At 58.6% G+C, this 17,501-nt stretch carries 12 protein-coding genes; all 12 read left to right on the forward strand.

From position 1 onward, the window contains the following. Positions 1-6: 6 nt before the first annotated feature. The 12 genes from CPA50_RS09255 to CPA50_RS09310 are packed head-to-tail and all read left to right on the forward strand — an operon-like array spanning position 7 to position 17,493. A complete protein-coding gene (locus CPA50_RS09255) occupies positions 7-528 on the forward strand; it encodes a phage tail protein (RefSeq protein ID WP_096782095.1) in 522 nt (173 codons plus the stop codon). Beyond that, positions 512-1,258 (forward strand): hypothetical protein, encoded by a 747-nt coding sequence (locus tag CPA50_RS09260; protein WP_143750733.1) that lies wholly within the window; start codon positions 512-514, stop codon positions 1,256-1,258. The genes CPA50_RS09255 and CPA50_RS09260 overlap by 17 nt, the downstream gene beginning before the upstream one ends. Continuing rightward, entirely contained in the window at positions 1,255-2,124 is an 870-nt protein-coding gene (locus CPA50_RS09265) for a hypothetical protein (protein ID WP_096782097.1), read from the forward strand. The genes CPA50_RS09260 and CPA50_RS09265 overlap by 4 nt, the downstream gene beginning before the upstream one ends. Then, positions 2,121-3,413 (forward strand): DUF4255 domain-containing protein, encoded by a 1,293-nt coding sequence (locus CPA50_RS09270; RefSeq protein WP_096782098.1) that lies wholly within the window; start codon positions 2,121-2,123, stop codon positions 3,411-3,413. Before CPA50_RS09265 ends, CPA50_RS09270 begins: the two co-directional genes overlap by 4 nt. Next, entirely contained in the window at positions 3,413-5,317 is a 1,905-nt protein-coding gene (locus tag CPA50_RS09275; protein ID WP_096782099.1) for an ATP-binding protein, read from the forward strand. Before CPA50_RS09270 ends, CPA50_RS09275 begins: the two co-directional genes overlap by 1 nt. Beyond that, positions 5,314-5,562: a hypothetical protein gene (locus tag CPA50_RS09280; RefSeq protein WP_096782100.1), complete on the forward strand. Its 249-nt coding sequence runs from the start codon at positions 5,314-5,316 to the stop codon at positions 5,560-5,562. The genes CPA50_RS09275 and CPA50_RS09280 overlap by 4 nt, the downstream gene beginning before the upstream one ends. After that, entirely contained in the window at positions 5,559-13,394 is a 7,836-nt protein-coding gene (locus tag CPA50_RS09285; RefSeq protein WP_096782101.1) for a DUF4157 domain-containing protein, read from the forward strand. The genes CPA50_RS09280 and CPA50_RS09285 overlap by 4 nt, the downstream gene beginning before the upstream one ends. Beyond that, positions 13,391-14,764, forward strand: a complete 1,374-nt coding sequence (locus tag CPA50_RS09290; RefSeq protein WP_096782102.1) for an OmpA family protein — start codon at positions 13,391-13,393, stop codon at positions 14,762-14,764. Before CPA50_RS09285 ends, CPA50_RS09290 begins: the two co-directional genes overlap by 4 nt. A gap of 11 nt (positions 14,765-14,775) precedes the next feature. Next, positions 14,776-15,438 carry a hypothetical protein gene (locus CPA50_RS09295; RefSeq protein ID WP_096782103.1) on the forward strand — a complete coding sequence of 221 codons (663 nt, stop codon included), beginning with the start codon at positions 14,776-14,778 and terminating at the stop codon, positions 15,436-15,438. Beyond that, positions 15,435-15,788, forward strand: a complete 354-nt coding sequence (locus CPA50_RS09300) for a hypothetical protein (protein ID WP_096782104.1) — start codon at positions 15,435-15,437, stop codon at positions 15,786-15,788. Before CPA50_RS09295 ends, CPA50_RS09300 begins: the two co-directional genes overlap by 4 nt. After that, complete coding sequence (locus CPA50_RS09305) at positions 15,788-16,981, forward strand: hypothetical protein (RefSeq protein WP_096782105.1); 1,194 nt, start codon at positions 15,788-15,790, stop codon at positions 16,979-16,981. The genes CPA50_RS09300 and CPA50_RS09305 overlap by 1 nt, the downstream gene beginning before the upstream one ends. Then, entirely contained in the window at positions 16,978-17,493 is a 516-nt protein-coding gene (locus CPA50_RS09310; RefSeq protein WP_096782106.1) for a phage baseplate assembly protein V, read from the forward strand. Before CPA50_RS09305 ends, CPA50_RS09310 begins: the two co-directional genes overlap by 4 nt. Positions 17,494-17,501 lie beyond the last annotated feature (8 nt).

Here is a 17,501-nt window from a genome sequence, read left to right on the forward strand (position 1 = left end):
AACCCTATGGCACAGTTCACTGTCAATGGATCCCGCTTCGATCCCTATAAAAACTTCAAATTCCGCATCAAATGGGATGGCCGCTACGTTGCCGGCGTCAGCAAGGTCAGCGCCCTGAAACGTACCACTGAGGTTGTAAAACACCGCGAAGGCGGCGATCCATCTACCAGCCGCAAGTCGCCGGGGCGCACCGAGTACGAAGCCATTACTCTCGAACGCGGTGTGACACACGATCCGGAGTTCGAAATCTGGGCCAACAAGGTCTGGAACTATGGCTCGGTTGGCGAAGAGGTTTCTCTGGCTGATTTTCGTAAACCTGTGATTCTTGAGGTTTATAACGAAGCTGGTCAGAAAGCCATCGCCTACAAGATCTTTCGTTGCTGGGTGTCGGAGTTCCAGGCACTTCCCGATCTGGATGCCAACGCCAACGCAGTGGCAATACAAATGCTGAAGCTGGAAAACGAGGGCTGGGAGCGCGACTATGACGTCACTGAACCAGAAGAGCCCAGCTTTGTCGAACCGACATAGGCTGAGCCAGAACTTCTCGGCTTCCGATGTATTGAGGCTCTGGGAAACAGCTAGCGCTGCGCCGGCTGTATCGCGGGCAACGGCCTTGCTGGCAGCTGCGAATGGCGAAGACGTAGCTTCAACGGGTGCGCACAGCCTTGGCGTTCGCGACCGTGGCCTGATGGAGTTGCGCCGCCAGCTGGTTGGCGAAACCGTCGAGGCCCGCACCGCCTGCCCCCAATGCGGCGCGCAGATTGAAGCCTGCTTTCCCCTTGCTGATCTGCTGGCACAGACTGATGCGCCGGTGGCCACTATGGCGGTTGACCTGCACGGTAAAAGGCTGCTTTTAAAGGCCCCGTCCACATCGGCTCTGGAACAGCTTACCTCTGGCTGTCACCACGAAACCGAACTGCGCGAAGCGGTTATCAGCCTCTGTGTGCAGTCATGTACAGACACCAACGGTGAACCTGCTGTGGTTCCGGCGGATGCCGACAGTGTTATCGCCGAAGCCCTGGAAAAACTCGACCCTCTGGCGGCAATTCACATTTCACTTGATTGCCCCGACTGCACCGCCGGTTTCGAAATGCCGTTTGATCCGGCCGAATTTGTCTGGTGTGAAATCTCACAAGCCGCCGAACGTCTTTTATGGGAAGTCGACCAGCTTGCCCGGCTATACCACTGGCCGGAAGCAGACATTCTCGCTCTGTCACCCAGGCGCCGGGCGGCCTATCTCGGGATGGTGCAGATATGACCGATTTCGTTTCATCGATCGTTAAACGCCTGGCCGGCACTCAAACGGGGCTGCGACCAGTAGCCCGGTCCAGATTTGAGCCCATGACAGACAATGAGCCACTGCTGCATGAACAGGTGCTTGAGTTTGATGCCGGTAACACAACAGTCCCAGCCCCCCTGACTGCAGCCAATAACCCTGGCGCAGTTAAACCTCAACAACCCGACAGCGACGTCACTCCCGGTAATACCGTGGCTACACCAGCGCAAGAGGTTGCTCCGTCGTCGAATGGCGCACCCGCCGTTTCTGCGGTTAGTGACAACCACGAACCACCTTCCGGTACACCCGTTGCTCGCATCCCTCCCAATGCGCCAGTTACAACCACGCTGCAGCGGGAACCAGTATCACCCAGTGACGAACCCGGTAAATTGGCTGCCAGCGTTGCGGGCACAAAGGAAACCACCAGCAAGCGTGTGACAGGGCGGGAAAACCCGACCCGCATCGAAACTCCCGTTTCCGTGGGGCGCAGCACGAAAACCAGCCAGGCTACAGAAACCGGAATGAGCAGTGAGCCGTCAGACCCAAGGAGGCCGGCCGACGAGCCCTTGACGAGGCCGGCACGTGTTCAGGCTGCTGCCGAACACGTCAGTACACGGCGATCGGGATTTCGGGCACTGACAACCCCGGCTCAGCCACTGCCTTCCGCACCCGCAGCACCCGAGGCCATTGCAGAACCAGCGCAGCCCGCCGTGCGGATCAACATCGAACGTCTTGAGGTGCGGGTTCAGCCTGCCAAAGGTGTGCCGGTTAAAAATAACCACACCGTGCGGCCGCCAGCGGCAACGGACCTTGATGCCTTTCTTGACAACCTGGAGGGGCGGCGATGAGTGATGGGTATGCCGTTGCTGCGGTGACAGCTGTCATCCGGCGCACGCTACTGGAAGCCTTTGCCGCCGCCAGCCTGTCTGACGTAGTAGGCACCATCACTGTGACGGCAGAACCGCCCGATCGCGTAATCGCGCCCAATGCAGCTGACCCTACACAGGTGAACATTTTTCTGCGTCAGATCACCACCAACCCGGCATTTCGCAACCGGGATTTACCCAGCCGTAACAGCGCTGGCGATCTGGCATCAGGTCCACCGCTGGCCATTGATCTGCACTATTTCATCACGGCCTATGGCGCCGAGATGTTTTTCAGCGAGATTTTGCTTGGCCATATCGCTCAGGCGTTGCATGAAAACGCCGTGTTGCCCCGTGAATGGATAACCCGTGCCCTGTCACCAGTACCAGCTGACCCTCTGATGCCGCCGGCCCTATCTGCTTCCGGTATCGATGCGCAGCCAGAGCTTATAAAGATATTGCCAGAGCCTGTAGACAGTGAAGAGATGTCGCGGCTGTGGTCAGCAATACAGGGCCAATACCGGCCAACCATCGCTTATCGTGCCTCGGTTCTGTTGATCGCCCCCCGCAAGGCTGGAGGCTCTGCCCCACCCGTACGCCATGCTCGCGGTGCCACGGTTGTCCAGATCGAGTTGCATCTGGAGAGCATCAGTGTGGCTGGCGATACCGAGGCACCGGTTTTGTCAGACAGCGTTATAACCCTGGCCGGTGGCGATTTCGTGCGCGGCGGTATGAGCGTTGAAATTGGCGAGGTCATCGCCGTACCTGCCGATGACAACATTTCGAGCGGCCAGATAACACTGGACCTTGCTTCACTCGCGGGTACGCCGCCACGAGCCGGGATTCAGCCCCTGCGCGTGCGACGCACCCGTCTCACCGGCCCGGCGCCATCTGTGGATTTGACTGATGTGTCCAACGCGCTGGCGGTGACAATACGCCCACAGATAACCGCCAGCGTGGTCAGTATCAGCGCGACAGACATGGTCAACGGAGTACCGGTTGCCTCGGGTGACATCACCCTCACGCTTTCACCACCGGTAGCCCGCCGTCAGGTCTGCGAGCTGCTTCTGAACTCGCCCCTCGGCACACAACGCCTGACTGCGCCACCCGACAATGGCGCAGCAGAGGGGGTTGATACAGTCACCAGTATCAGTTTTGTATTTCGCCGTATGCCTCGCGGCTCATACCTGCTGCGGGCTGCGGTGGATGGCGCTGAAAGCCTGCTGACTGTAGACGGCAGCGGCGTCTACGATGGGCCGGGGGTAACTATCTGATGAGCATTCAGTTTCTGCATCAGACCCGAACAGACGCTCTGAGTGCAGAATGCACCCGCATTGGCCAGATGCTGCATGCCGCCTGCGAGGCAACTGAACCACCAATGCCGCGCACCCATGGCCCTGTTGCCGAGATAGCAGATCGCTTCGGGCTTACTCTCTTCGAGCGCGATATCCTCACCTTTGCTATAGCCGTGGAAATTAACGCTGAAGTCGCAGCGCTGGCTTCAAGGGTCGCAGCAGCGCCCCGTGCGGGTTTTGCTACGTTTGGCGTTGCCATACAGGCTTTTGAAAACCCTGACTGGCAGGCCTTGTCGCCCCATCGCCCGCTGCGCCATCTGCGCCTGATAGAGTTAACCCTCCCCGAGAGGCTGCTGGTATCCGAAATCCGCGTGGACGAGCGCATTCTGCACGCGCTCTTCTCGGATGACAGCTCTGCTGACGATGCTGCGCCTGACAGCATTGACCACCGGCTTTGCCCATACCTGATACAGCTACAGCAGAAGGTACCTCCGGGTGCAGGCCTGGCGGAGGTTGCGGAAAAAATCTCCCTCCATTTCAGCCAGAACAAACATCAGCAACTGGTGCTCAAGGGTCGCCATCGCAGCGATGTGCGCCGCACGGTGCAGGCTGCTGCGGGCAGTCGGGGTGTCTGGTTGCTGGATCCCGCACTCTTACCTGCGTCCGCTGTTGAAAGAGAGAGCTTCGCCCGCCTCTGGGAACGCGAGGCAAGGCTGTCAGGAGCCTATCTGCTGATTGAAACTGAGGGCAATGCCGACGCCGGATGCATAAACCGGTTATTACAGGGCCAGCCTGGGCCAATCGTGCTTGCCGGCCACGATCCCTATAAGCCGGATATAGGTGTGCTCAGCCTTGAAGTGCCTCAGCCATCGCGCCCTGAGCAAACGCAGCTATGGCGCCGTGCACTGGGGCCACACGCGCGTCGCCTCAGCACCGATATCGATAGCCTGACGCAGAATTTTGATCTCGGAGAAAGTGATATAAGCGCGCTGGCCGATAAAGTGCTTCTGCGCGGCCTGGTAAATGGCAACGCATTATGGGAAGCCTGCCGTTCCAGTGCACGCCCGCGGCTTGGCTCTCTGGCACAACGTGTTCCTGCCCTTGCCGGCTGGACCGACCTTATTTTGCCTGATGAGGCGCGCGCCACTCTTCATGTTCTCATTGCTCAGGTGCGCCGGCGCCACCGCGTCTACCAGGATTGGGGGTTCGCCGGTAAATCCAACCGGGGGCTAGGCACAACCGCCCTGTTCGCCGGGCCCAGCGGCACCGGGAAAACCATGGCAGCCGAAGTAATCGCCAGAGAACTGAACCTTGATCTCTACCGCATCGATTTGTCTGCTGTGGTCAGCAAGTACATCGGCGAAACGGAGAAGAATCTGCGTGTGCTGTTTGATGCCGCTGAAGGCACAGGCGCGATTCTGCTATTCGATGAAGCTGACGCGCTGTTTGGCAAACGCTCAGAGGTCAGCGACGCCCGCGACCGCTATGCCAATATTGAAGTCAGCTACCTGCTGCAACGCATGGAGAGCTACGCTGGCATTGCCATTCTCACCACCAATATGCGCAGTGCAATTGATGATGCTTTTTTGCGTCGCATTCGCTTCGCAGTCAACTTCCCATTCCCCAACTGCGCCGCACGCCTGCAAATCTGGAAAAGCGTGTTCCCCGAGGAGGCGTTGCTGGGGTCTCTGGCCTGGGAAAAACTTGCACGGCTTGAGATGTCCGCGGGACATATTCGCAATATCGCCTTGAATGCGGCCTTTCTTGCGGCGGAGAACTCTATGCCCATTGCCATGGAGCACCTTCTGCAAAGCGCGATGATCGAGTGCGCGAATATTGAAAAACCGCTGACACCAACGGAAGTCGCGGGGTGGACGACATGAGCACAAAACCTGAGATCAGTATCGAGATAGGTACACTTGCCTTTGAAGGGCTTGGCCGCTCCTTCAGTCAGCGCGCTGCGGCCAGTTTTGAGCAGGCTTTTGCACGCGAACTGCGTGATTGCCCGGCCGATACAAGATGGAATGATCAGCCTGGCCCCATCACAATGCCAGCCCCCGGACGGCAAACCCCCGAGGTGTTTGGGCGACGCCTGGCATCGCAGGTGGCAAGGGCACTTCAGCAATGAACAGGTGCGCAGAGCCATCACCAGCGCAAACGGCGGACCAAAAACCCACCGTGACAGCGCACACTTGTCCGCCTGGTCTCACACTACGGGCGCCAGGGCTGTCACCCCGGGAAACAGCAGCTACATCTGCACTGATTAGCGACATGGCCCGACACCTCGGGCTTCAGCTCAACAACCTGACCATCGCCATCGACGAATCCGCCGGGCGTTCATTACGGGTGCATGGTGCACATGGACGAACGCAGCTCAACCTGATCGAACTGGATCCATTGCATTTTAAACCAGAGCGTTTTGACGACCGGGCTTTACTCGCTCACGAACTGACCCACGCCGCGCAGACACACAACCAGGCACCGGTTGCACCGTCGTTGCGCCTGGCAGAAGAAGAAGCTCGCGAAAACGCCGATGCCGCCCGCCTTGGCCGCACACTCAACGTACCCTTGCATCGCCTGCAAGGCGTAGCCTTTGAAGTACCGCAAACTACGCCTGCAACAACCGCAGTGACATCCCTGGCTACTCTGGTTGCACGTAACTACCGGCGCGAGCGCGAACGTATACGCGTGCTGCTTGACGGTATCATCGTTACCAACGGTGAGGTCGAACAGGTTTTGCGCATTCTTGAACCTATGGCCTTTGAAACCGCGAGTGCTCTGATCGAATCGCTGGACTCACAGGATCGCCTGAGGCTGGTCGACGAAATCAACACACCACACTATGCGCGGTTTCGCTCTCAAATCATCGCCACTATCGCAGCACTGAGTGAGAATGAACTCGGGCAACAGGACAAGTCACTACTGGAGTCTGTGCGCTTCGATGCACTCACCACAACAGAATTATTGGCACTGCAACGGGCGTTCACCTACTTGCCCGCAGATGCAAGGACTGCGTTATCGGAAGGTGATCGTGCAGCAGAATTCCATAGCCTACGCAACTCACCACCCGGGAGCTATGATCGCGAAGAAGCGGAACAGCCTCTGGCACTGCAAGAAGAACAGCGTGCGGTTTCGGTAACTCTGGCCAATGCGAATGTGCGTTCGCAGGTTTACCGTCTTAGCCAGCGGCTGCAGGCCCTGTTGCTTGATGCCGATGCCGATAAGGCCCGCAGCGCATTGCGGCTGATCGCCGGCCTGGACATCCTGGCCACGCCGCCACCGCAGCCACAGGAACAGGAACAGGAACAACCCGCCGCCCCACCCGATGGCCTGACCATGGCGGCCTTGCGCATCATTGCATCTGATCTTGATGAACAAGGCGCGATTGACCGCCTGATCGACGAATTACCTGAGCCAGACCGGAATCATGGGCCACTGCGCGATGCATTCCGGCAGCTGATGTCCGCGCGCGCACCTTGGCGCAACCTGCAGTTGGTAGAAGAATTGCTGGACCCGGGCTGGTGGTTTTTCGGCCGGGTAGATCGCGAAGAAGCCATGCTGGCCTACGACATAGTAATGACAATGCCGCTGGTTGATCGCGAGCGATTCATTCAACTTGAGCGCGGTGGGCTGTTGCGGAGGATGCTCAATGCACTGCCTGATGAGTTCGTGCAGAGCCCGGATTTTGCACTTCCCGAAGTGGCCCGTACTGCAGACGGCCAGGTCGTCGAAGCCAGTCACTTATACGCACCCGGAGGCCTGCGCGACAGCGAGTCGGAATTGGTGGGAAGGACCCTCGAGCTGTTTCGCGATCCCGCAGGCGATGCTGATACCGGGTCTCGCCTGGCTCACCTGCTGGAGATCGCCAGATTACAGGAACCTGATGCAGGTGACGCCCTGTCACCACGGCATGATGCGGTGTTATCCAGCGTGGTCCGTCGGCTTGATGCTGAAGGCTTGCTGGAGCCATTTCTGTCGCGATTGTCACCCGATCAACTTGCCTCCCGTGATACTGCACCTTACCTTGCCATGGTGTTTGAGGCACGGGATCCCGTGTTTGCTCGGGCGTATATCCTGCAGTTACTAAACCACCGTAAGTTTTTGCTGTTCAGCCTCGACAGCGTTGAACCACGCGAAGCGTTTCTGGCATTTCATCTGATGCTCGCACTTCCTGCAGCTGACCGCGAAGCAATCGAAACTGCCGATGGCGGCAAGCCTTGGGGCCGGATGCTTGAAAATCTGAGCAACCGCACGCTGGCCGAAGCCGGGTTTGGCTTTTTCCGCGCTGAACTCCACCGTGATGGCACTAACGCCGTACGTTCGCGGCTTGATGACGACCAGCTCTGGAATGGCGACCACAACGATCAACTGATCAGCATTATCGAACTCGCCCGTGCCACTGGTGAGTTTGACTACGTATTCGAAACCTCGCGCCTGCGTAAGGAAGCCGGCCTCTCGGTACCGGCGACTGTGTCAGCCCGTTACCAACTGTATGACCCCGGCGCCGGGCGCACCACGCCCACACCGGTCACCGCTGATATCGAGGTTCCTGGCGGGAGCATCCTCCGTCTCTTGTTTGGCTCACGCTGGAGTGAACGTGACGTGCGTTACGTTTATGGCGAACCGGTAGACGTTCTGGGCTCTGAGTATCGAGACGCGTCGGTCAGTTCCATGCGCGCCACTATCGACCTGGAACAACTTCAGGCGCTGCGACCGGGCCACCGTCTTGGATCCATAGCCGAGGTTGCACACAGTGGTGAAGCACGCGAACCCGTCAAAGCGAATAACCGCGACGCTCTGATGCAAACATCAAACGTTGTCGACATTATGCTGCAGCTGGAGCAAGGCCGCGGTGTGATTCAGGCCAGCCAGATTCGCCTCGACAACACGCACTACATCTCCAGCGGTTTTATGTTGCGCACCGGAGCCATAACCCTGAGCGGATTAAACCTGCAGATCGGTTTCGAGCGTGGCGACCTGATCAAGCTGACATCGGTGGCTGCCGAGCTTGGTCGTCTCGAAGTGGAGACGCCAGTCTACAGCACTGACGACTCCGCAATCGCTGCACGCCGCGCCAGCCTGACAACGCTTCATGCGGCAATTGGCGACTTTTCCCAGCAGCAACCCGAGCAACCATTGGTAGGCCATCTGTTCGGTTTGATTCTCACTGCACTCTGGCGCACTTTTGTGTCACAGAAGCAGATACTTGAAGACCCTCTCGCGCAAGCCTCTCTGTTCGATCACGTTGACCTGTCTTTCGCGAGCCTTACCATTGATGAACTGCACACCTCTGGCGGCCAGAGAATTGGCCAGACTACTGTAACCGAGGCGCGTATCGCCGCCGCCACCAACCGCGCGGCCTATCAGCGGCTGCTGGTCGAATCGCTAACCCGCCGGCTGGAGCGAGAAACCAGTCAGGACACACGCGAGCGCTTGCAAGAGCGCCTGACTGCCGCCAGTGCCGAAGCCACCCGGCTCGAACCCCTGGAGCGGGAATACCGCGATCTGGTTCGCCGCATGGGCCGCCAGAATGGTCGTTTGAGTGAAGACGAATCACAGCGTCTGGCGGAGTTGCAGGAAGACGAGGACCTTGCAGTGGGTGGGCGCATGGGCGCCATTGTGGATATCGGGCAGATACGCGTAGCCGGCATCGACGGCAGTGTCAGCGCAGACGACATTGAACTCAACGGCCTGCATGGTGAGGGCGAATTCCGTGACCTGTTCGGGTTTACCGTCGAAGAACTCACCACCGAGCAGCAGATAAACCGTTTTGTGCAATTCGGCCCGGAAGCACTGCAGACCCACCCAGAAGGTGAACAGCCATCGGATACCAGTTTCGCACTTGAAATCCCCAGCGTGGCCATCAGTGGGCTGGTGGTACAGGGAGAAATTCCTTCGGCCCGTTCGGTGCAACTGGCGCTGCTGGAACTACCCGCCAGCCCGCCGTTCGCCAGTGAGCGTGCGCGTATGCAGTCACTGGTGACCCGGCTCACTGTGTACGAATATCTACGCCGCCAACCTGAGCCAGGAGCGCCAACCGACCGCATCGCCCATCGTCGACAATTAATGGAAGAACGCCGCGCACTGGCCGAGTTGTTCGGCTCTTCCATCGTTAAACTCGATGCGCGGCATATCACTCTGGGCGCACAACCAACCCACCAGGGTCGCCTCGCCCAAAGCGAGGAAGAAATCGAAGACCCGGATCGTTCACCGCATCGTGCCCGCGGCAACATCGGCATAGGCTCACTTGATCTGCGGGGCGTGCGCCACGGTGCGCTTCATGCAGAGCGCATTCATGGCGAACAGCTACACGGCGCCGTGCAATTACGGACACCAGGGCTTGATGCTTATGCCAGCCCCGATGGGCAACTCGAAGTTGCGGTGTTTGGCGGCGACAGCCTGATGATCGACAATCCCCGCATGGGTGATGGGCCTAACCGCGCCGACCGTATCCAGATTGACGGATTCGATGGCATCGCACGACTGAATCACGAAGGCTTGTCTGTTGAAGGTTTCGTGATTGACACACTGACAACGGACGATGCCCATTTCCAAACCGCGACATCTTACTTCTGGTCGCAAGGAGTAAGCATTCTGAGAGGCATTCGCCTCAATTTCCACATCCCTTTCGACAGTGCCACAAACAGCAGCAATCAGGCTGCGGGGCCAGCGCTATCCCGTCTGGATACCAGCACCCTGCATATCGACCGGCTGCATATCGATGAGGTCAGTGCCGACCAGTTGGGCTACCGCGGTTATGACAACACCGGCGGATTTTCCAAAGAAGTGATCGTCGAGAGCGGTATTATCGGCGATATCGACGTCACCAATTTCAACCTGCGCATGCCGCAGGACCAGGACATGGGTTACGACGGCGGAGTTACCATTCGCACACTCGATGCCGTGCAGTTCAGCTCACGCTTTGGTGAGTCTTTGCATGTACGGGGCCAGCTGGACAGTGGCGAGCGGAGCGAGGCAGAACCAGCCATCAGCATCAACATCGCCAGCGCTGAGGAACTTTACGTTGAACTGGATAATCTCGACCTGAGCCAGGGTACCGTCGATCTGCGCACCGGCTCAGGCCATGGCCGTGTGCTGGTTCGACAGGCGCAATTTTCCGGTGAAGTTGCCATGGTTGGCAATGAAATCAGGGTTCGTCACTTCGTAGCGCCCTTGATCGACATATCCAGCGTGCACTGGACCGCCAGCACAGGTACCGAGGTTACCGCCGAAAACGCCCGCCTTCATGATTTCCGCCTCAACCTCGACTACATCACTGAAGATGAAGACCACACTACCGTGGCCCTGAATGAGTTGTATATCGGCCGTTTCGCAGCCGACAGCATCATTTATGCAGACAGCCCGGGCATGCACGTAGCGCTTAACCCGCGTACCGACCCCGAATCTGCAACCGCGGAATTATTGCCGATGATTCAGGGCTTGCGCCTGAAAGATTTATCCCTGCGCATGGGGCCTGACAGTTTCAGTATGTCCGGAGGTCATGGCCGGATAGAAAACGCAGACATTGTCGCCAGTGCGCTGTCCCAGGCCGAGACTGGTTCCGGCTCCGACCGCTACCAGGCCGTCACCGGGCTGTTTGCCAATATCAGCGCCGGCGGCATCAGCTTTTCTGATCTTGGCTACGGTGACGAGGGCCTTACCATTATGGGCGGCATCGACCGCCTTGGTGCCGACGGTAGCTTCGATCTCATGCCTGCTGAACCAGGCGCGCCAGCGGGCAGCACCCGCGCAAGTGGTGACTACAGTATCAGCCAGGGCCGTATCGGCAGTTTCCGTTACGGCAATGGCCTGATCCAGATCGGCCCCGATAACAGTGAGGGGTTAGTCATCGATGAAATCCAGTTGCAATCACTGAGATTTAACAGCGGCGACTATGAACTGTTGCCTGTCGCCACTGAAACCGCAATGGGTGCGCCGGCAGGCAGCACCGGTTCAAACCTTGCTCCCTCTTCGGTCACCGCGCACGGCTTGCGCCTGAATATGGACCTGTACCTGCATAAGGACAGCGAAGATGCCCCCGATACCGCCACCGCAGGTTCGCCTGAAACCGAACAGAGCGCCATCGACCGCATCGATATCCACCAACTGCACTTCGATTCGATCGCCTTGCAGGGCTATCGCCTGTTCTTGCGTGAAAAGGGCATCTTTATCGATATACCCGCCGGCCTCGACTCATCAATCCAGGACATAAACTTGCACGGCCCGCTGCCAGATCAACCTTTCTCGATTCGCCTGGATACGCCAACCCCAACCCTGCTGGGCTCGGTATCCACCGGCGCGCTGCTGGCGCAACAGATTGGTGTGCAGATGGGCAACAGCCTGCGCGCCCGGCTGGACTTCGAAGCTGAGTCATCCGATATCGGCTTCCTTGAGACTATCGACCCAGATAGCGACGAACAAGGCCCGATCAGAATCGACCTTACCAACTGGAGTGCGACCAATATCCTCGCCTATATCGGTGAAGGCACTTCAACTCGACTGCGGGCCGGCCGTATGCTCGGCGACGGTGGCATTGGCGGTGCCGGGCTCGGCATAGAGCTCGGTGAAGACGGCTCGACTGGTGTAAATCTGCGGGGGCTATGGGCGCACGGTTTCGAGTTGCGTGATCGCGATCTCGGCGCGGCCCTGACCCTGGGCCGCATGTCGATGCCCGACGAAAACGAGATCGAATACGTCAATGGGCCATCTGACACCACCCCGGGAAATACCCACACCCGTATCCGCATCAATCATCTGGATGTCGATACCGCTAACTTTGTGGTGACCGACCTCAGCCATATGATTCACCAACTGGGCGGGCCGGATATTCAGCATGAGCTGACAACAACTGATCGTGCACCGGACCCGGATGCACAGCCCGATACCGACCCGGCCCTGCTCGACCGGTCAGTACTGAGCTGGATTCGTAATCATCAGGCGTTATTCGATTCGTTACAGGGTCATATTTCGGCCGATGTTCAGTTTCCGCTCGGCTCGGTGGGCACGGACTACGGCACCCTGCACCCGGAAATAGATCTACAGATTGAAGACGGCGGCCTCGATATCGATCAGATGGAAGACCAGCTGTCCAGAATTGATGAGTTGGCCGGTACCACTTTAGGGGCGGCTAATTTAAAGTTCGATCCCAACACCTCTACTCCGACACTCGTGTTCGGTGTCGGCGGCCATATGCCGATACAACCCACCGACCCAGGCGGCATACCGGTGGGCGACCCCATTGAAGCAGACCTGCACTACAACCTCTACGAATGGCGCATGGGTGAAGACGAAATGCGCGTCATACGCAGTTCTCGTCGTGTCGGTATCAACCGCCTGTTGCAAGTCGATCAGGGCAACTTCGACCCTGCCGCAGAGCCTGAACAACCTGATCCGGATGCAATTCCCCAAAGCGTGGCGCAACAATTCCGCGGCCTGCGTGTGAATGATTTTTCGCTGCAGCTTCGTACTGACAACACGGATGCATTGCCAATTTCGCTTGGTGATTATGGCTCGCTGGAGTTAGCGCCGCAGGCACTGCAGGACCTACGAATCAAAGGCAACCTGCAGCCTTACAACTATGATCTTCTGCCGGGTAACCAGCGTGAAGATCGGCTGTTCCGCTCAATGTTCCGGAACAGCACCACTCGCCCCGGAAACTTTGGCCTCAGTTTCGACCAGCTCGCATTACAGGCGCTGGACATCAATATTCCGGAGTTTGGCAATTATGCCAGCGGCGGCATCGAGGGGGATATCTCCATAGAAGACGTGCGCGGTGTCTCGCTGGATTTCCGCGGCCTGGTACCCCGCTGGCTGTCTGGGCAAGTAGGGGCGGTGAAGCTGCGCAATATTGAAATCAACCTTGAGGAGCTCACACGCTCCGGGCTCGAGCCTGCGCAGCCAGAGCCGACCTACCGCGACCTGTCCGTATTCCGTGAAGGCGAGGAGGAGGACGTACCATGATGCAGCCCACCGTTCCCGATACTGGCCGTCATGATCCGATACAACGCCCGCCACAAAGCGCGGCAGAGTTGCAGCGTTTAGAGAATGACGCAGACCGTTTCAGTGATGCCGCCCTGGCCGGCCGGCGCACACCTTTGAGCGGGCCCAGCCTGCCTCGTGGGCCAGGAACCGGTTTCAGCGGTCTGGGTTCCGGCAAACCAATACCGCCGCACCTGCAGGGCCGGCTGTCACGTAATCTTGGCCTGGACCTGAAAGATATACGCCTGCACGACGATGCCAGGGCACGCGCCACCACCGGACAACTACACGCCAACGCAGCTGTTTCGGGCAATCAGATCGCTCTGGGGCGCGATTCTGAGAGCCAGGGCGCGGATGAACTGATTGCACATGAGGTCGCCCATTTAACCCAGGGTGCCAGGGCCGATGCCCTTCCCGGCGTGCTCTGTAACGAGGGTGGTGATTCGCGTGGTATCGGCACCAGCCCTCCGGAAGCAACATACACCCTGGGTTCGGGCGCCGGGCCAGAAGACGCTCATGTTGTATTCGATTTCGACAGTGCCGAACTTACTCCGGGTGCACGGGCCAGCCTGCGGCAGCTGGCGCAAAACCAGACTACCGCGGTTAATCTTGACCTCTATGGTTACGCCAGTGCTGAAGGTGCCAATGACTACAACGTCAATCTGTCCGCCCATCGCGCCGTTGCAGTGCAACGCTTTTTGCAGCCATTACTACCGGAAAACTCGCTGGTTACAGTGCATGCCCACGGCGAAATCAGCCGCTTCGAAGAACCCAGCGACAATCGCCGCGTGGGTATCGATGTGCAGCAGCAGACCGGGACGTCCGGCAATGGACAATTGCCGGGACTGCCGCTGCCGGCGACGCCGCCACCGCGTCTGCCGGAAAGGTTCCGGTTGCGGCTGGCCTCACCGCTGACACTGCAGCCGCCACTGGCCCAGGGCATTTTTCAGATACCCCCCATGGCTGCTGCCAACCAGCAGCTGGATTTCCTTCCCATGGCGCGTGCCGCCAGCGCCCGGGGTCTGCATCTGCCGGATCTGGTCGATCAGGGCGAGCTGGAAAGCGCCTATGCCCTGCACCGGCGGCTGTATCCATGGATACCCGAAGATCCGGCAAGTGTACGAAACTGGCTGGCCTCCAAAATCGTCGGCGCGATCGGAGCCCAGGCCTTTACTGAACGCACTTTCGAGGCGCAGCTGAGCCAGGAGCATCCCGGACTGTTGGAGGACATGGAAAGGCGGGAACAGATAGATCGCATGATGCGGGGAGAAGAAGAGCCCTTCGTGATCCCTCCGATCACCATCTTTGAGTTGCAGTTTGATATCACCTCACGTGGTTTGGTTTTCGAATAAGGAGATTCTGTATGGCTAAATCTGCTATCAATCCGAGGTTGCTTAAAGGTGGTCTGTTTCGCGTTGATCGCGACACCGGCGACGTTCTTTCAGTTGTGCCGTTTCAGTACAACCCCGAGACCTTGAGCCGCACCCTTACGCCACGCGGTGCCAGCGGCGAGGGTGAGCGTGCTGATGCATTACGCCTGATAGGGCCGCCAACCGAAACCCTCAGCATGGAGGTCATTCTCGATGCCAGCGACGCGCTGGAATCGGCGACCATAGACGATACCGTGGCCACTGCGGGCCTGGCACCGCAACTGGCAATTCTCGAAACCATGATTTACCCCAGCGTAAGCGCGGTACAGCGCACGGCTGATCTTGCAGCACAAGGCCTGATGGAAATCCTGCCCACCCCCGAACCCTTAACTGTGCTGGCCTGGAGCCGCAACCGCATTACTGCAGTGCGTATCACGGAGTTTTCAATCAGCGAAGACCTTCACGACACCGAGCTGAACCCGATTCGCGCCACCATTTCATTGGGGCTGCGCGTAATGTCGGTAGATGACCTTGGCTACAACAGCCGCGGCGGCGGCATTTTCATGAGCTACTTCAGACGCAAGGAAGAACTTGCCGGGCTCGCTTCGAGCGGCGACCTGTCCAGCTTTGGCATCAGTCAGGGAGATCTGTCATGAGCAACCAGCTCCAGGGGCAACCGTATTTCATGCCCGACCTCAGTACACCACGCTTTCCTAAATCCAGCCGTTATTTTGGCATGCAGGCACGACTGCACACCCGTGCCGATGGCACACCGCAACCCTATCTTGAGCGACGATTTCCCCCGCACCCGGCAAGTATGGACACCTTCGGCTCCTATACCTGTGCCGCCCCGGACCGTCGCGACCTGGCTGCCGCCAATGCGCTGGGCATGGCCGGTTTATGGTGGCAAATGAGCGATGCCGCCGGTACCACAGACCCTGATCAGGTGGTGGATCAACCCGGTGTTGCAGTGCGTCTGGCAATTGACCCGCGGGGGCAAGGCTGATGGCCGGCACTCAGCTTTCAGTCAGGATGGGCTTTGTCACTACAAGCCCTGTACCCGCCGTGGTGATCAATGCCATTCGCAGTGTGAAGGTGACCCAGAAAGCCGGTCAGCGCTCGGGCTTTCAGGTATCTATGGCCATGGAGAAAGGTGGTGAGATCGAGCAGGAGTTGTTGCCGGGAGGCTACTTCGCACCCGGCAAACGCATGATTTTTTCGGTGGTGACCAACGGCCTGCGGGAAGTGTTGATGGACGGACACATTGCCCGCTATGACGTTGGCCAGAGTAATCAGCCCGGCCAGATTACTCTGGCCCTGACCGGTACCGATGCCACTCAACTGATGGATCAGATCGATCTGTCCGGCGTACCTATGCCGGGCATGCCACCCTTCGCTCAGGTGAATTTCATCCTCGCGCGCTATGTGGCTCTGGGCATCATTCCAGTGGTCGTCCCTACGCCTATGGTTTCCGTACAAAATCCGATGGCTCGCTGGCCCAGCCAGCAAGGCACCGATTATCAGTACATCCAGCGCCTGGCAGGCCAGGTGGGTTACCTGTTTTCGCTGGAACCGGGCGCAACCGAAGGTCAGCAATTCGCCTATTTCGGGCCCGATATTGGCACGCTGGTGGCGTTGGGTACCAATGCTGCGGGAGACACCCTCCCGCCCTTGACGGTGAATATGGGCGAAGCCAGCAATATCGACGCCCTGTCGATCAACTTCAACGGTCTGTCCAAACCCTTTGTGTATGGCTTTTATCTCGAAAGTTCCGCACCCGGGCCGGCGGTTCCTGTCCCTATGCCGGACTTTCTGACTAACCCTCCGCTGGGCCCGGGGTTTGTTCCCTACGCCAAAAACCTGGCGATGAACAAGCCATCGAGCGATTCCAGCGAAAGTAAGGACGAAGAAGAGGACGGCATGACCAGTACTGATCTTGCCACGCTGATCATGAAAGGAGTCGGCCGCGCAGCCAAAGGGGCAAATGTTATCAACGCCAGCGGCAGCCTTGATGTCGCGCGTTATGGGCAGCTGCTCAGGCCACGCAAAATCGTCAATGTGCGCGGCGCTGGCCCGCATTCCAATGGCATGTATCTGGTCGAATCAGTCTCGACCACAATTGAACCGGGGGCGATCAGGCAGAGTTTCAACCTGTCAAAAAATGCCCACGGTTCCTTTACTCAGAAGGTCGCGATATGACAACACGACGTTATTACGGCAAATACCGCGGCACGGTGGTAGCCAATGAGGACCCGATGCGTGAAGGGCGCCTGATGGTGCAGGTACCAGATATTGGCGGACTGATTCCTGTCAGCTGGGCCACCCCCTGTTTCGCGGCCACCGGCATCCAGATGGGTACCTATTTACTGCCGCAGGTTGGCGCCGGGGTCTGGGTTGAATTCGAGCAGGGCGACCCGGACAAGCCGATCTGGTCCGGCTGCTGGTACCACAATGGCGGCGAAGTACCCGCTCTCGCACAGGTGCCACCGCCACCAGGCGGCTCCAATTTCGTCATTCAGACTTCGGGCCAGAACACCCTGATGCTGAGTGATGTGCCCGGCCCGACCGGCGGCATCCTGCTGAAATCTTCCACCGGTGCGATGATTTCGATCAACGACGTCGGCATCACCATATCCAACGGCCAGGGAGCCACTGTGATGCTGAACGGGCCCTCTGTGACCATTAACCAGGGCGCTCTGGTGGTCACTTGACCGAATTG

Source organism: Marinobacter sp. ANT_B65, from assembly GCF_002407605.1.
GTDB lineage: Bacteria > Pseudomonadota > Gammaproteobacteria > Pseudomonadales > Oleiphilaceae > Marinobacter.

Coding starts and splice junctions, on each gene's coding strand:
- CPA50_RS09290 (WP_096782102.1), top strand. CDS start 13,391: ATGATGCAGCCCACCGTTCCCGATACTGGCCGTCATGATCCGATACAA.
- CPA50_RS09275 (WP_096782099.1), top strand. CDS start 3,413: ATGAGCATTCAGTTTCTGCATCAGACCCGAACAGACGCTCTGAGTGCA.
- CPA50_RS09305 (WP_096782105.1), top strand. CDS start 15,788: ATGGCCGGCACTCAGCTTTCAGTCAGGATGGGCTTTGTCACTACAAGC.
- CPA50_RS09280 (WP_096782100.1), top strand. CDS start 5,314: ATGAGCACAAAACCTGAGATCAGTATCGAGATAGGTACACTTGCCTTT.
- CPA50_RS09310 (WP_096782106.1), top strand. CDS start 16,978: ATGACAACACGACGTTATTACGGCAAATACCGCGGCACGGTGGTAGCC.
- CPA50_RS09270 (WP_096782098.1), top strand. CDS start 2,121: ATGAGTGATGGGTATGCCGTTGCTGCGGTGACAGCTGTCATCCGGCGC.
- CPA50_RS09295 (WP_096782103.1), top strand. CDS start 14,776: ATGGCTAAATCTGCTATCAATCCGAGGTTGCTTAAAGGTGGTCTGTTT.
- CPA50_RS09255 (WP_096782095.1), top strand. CDS start 7: ATGGCACAGTTCACTGTCAATGGATCCCGCTTCGATCCCTATAAAAAC.
- CPA50_RS09265 (WP_096782097.1), top strand. CDS start 1,255: ATGACCGATTTCGTTTCATCGATCGTTAAACGCCTGGCCGGCACTCAA.
- CPA50_RS09300 (WP_096782104.1), top strand. CDS start 15,435: ATGAGCAACCAGCTCCAGGGGCAACCGTATTTCATGCCCGACCTCAGT.
- CPA50_RS09285 (WP_096782101.1), top strand. CDS start 5,559: ATGAACAGGTGCGCAGAGCCATCACCAGCGCAAACGGCGGACCAAAAA.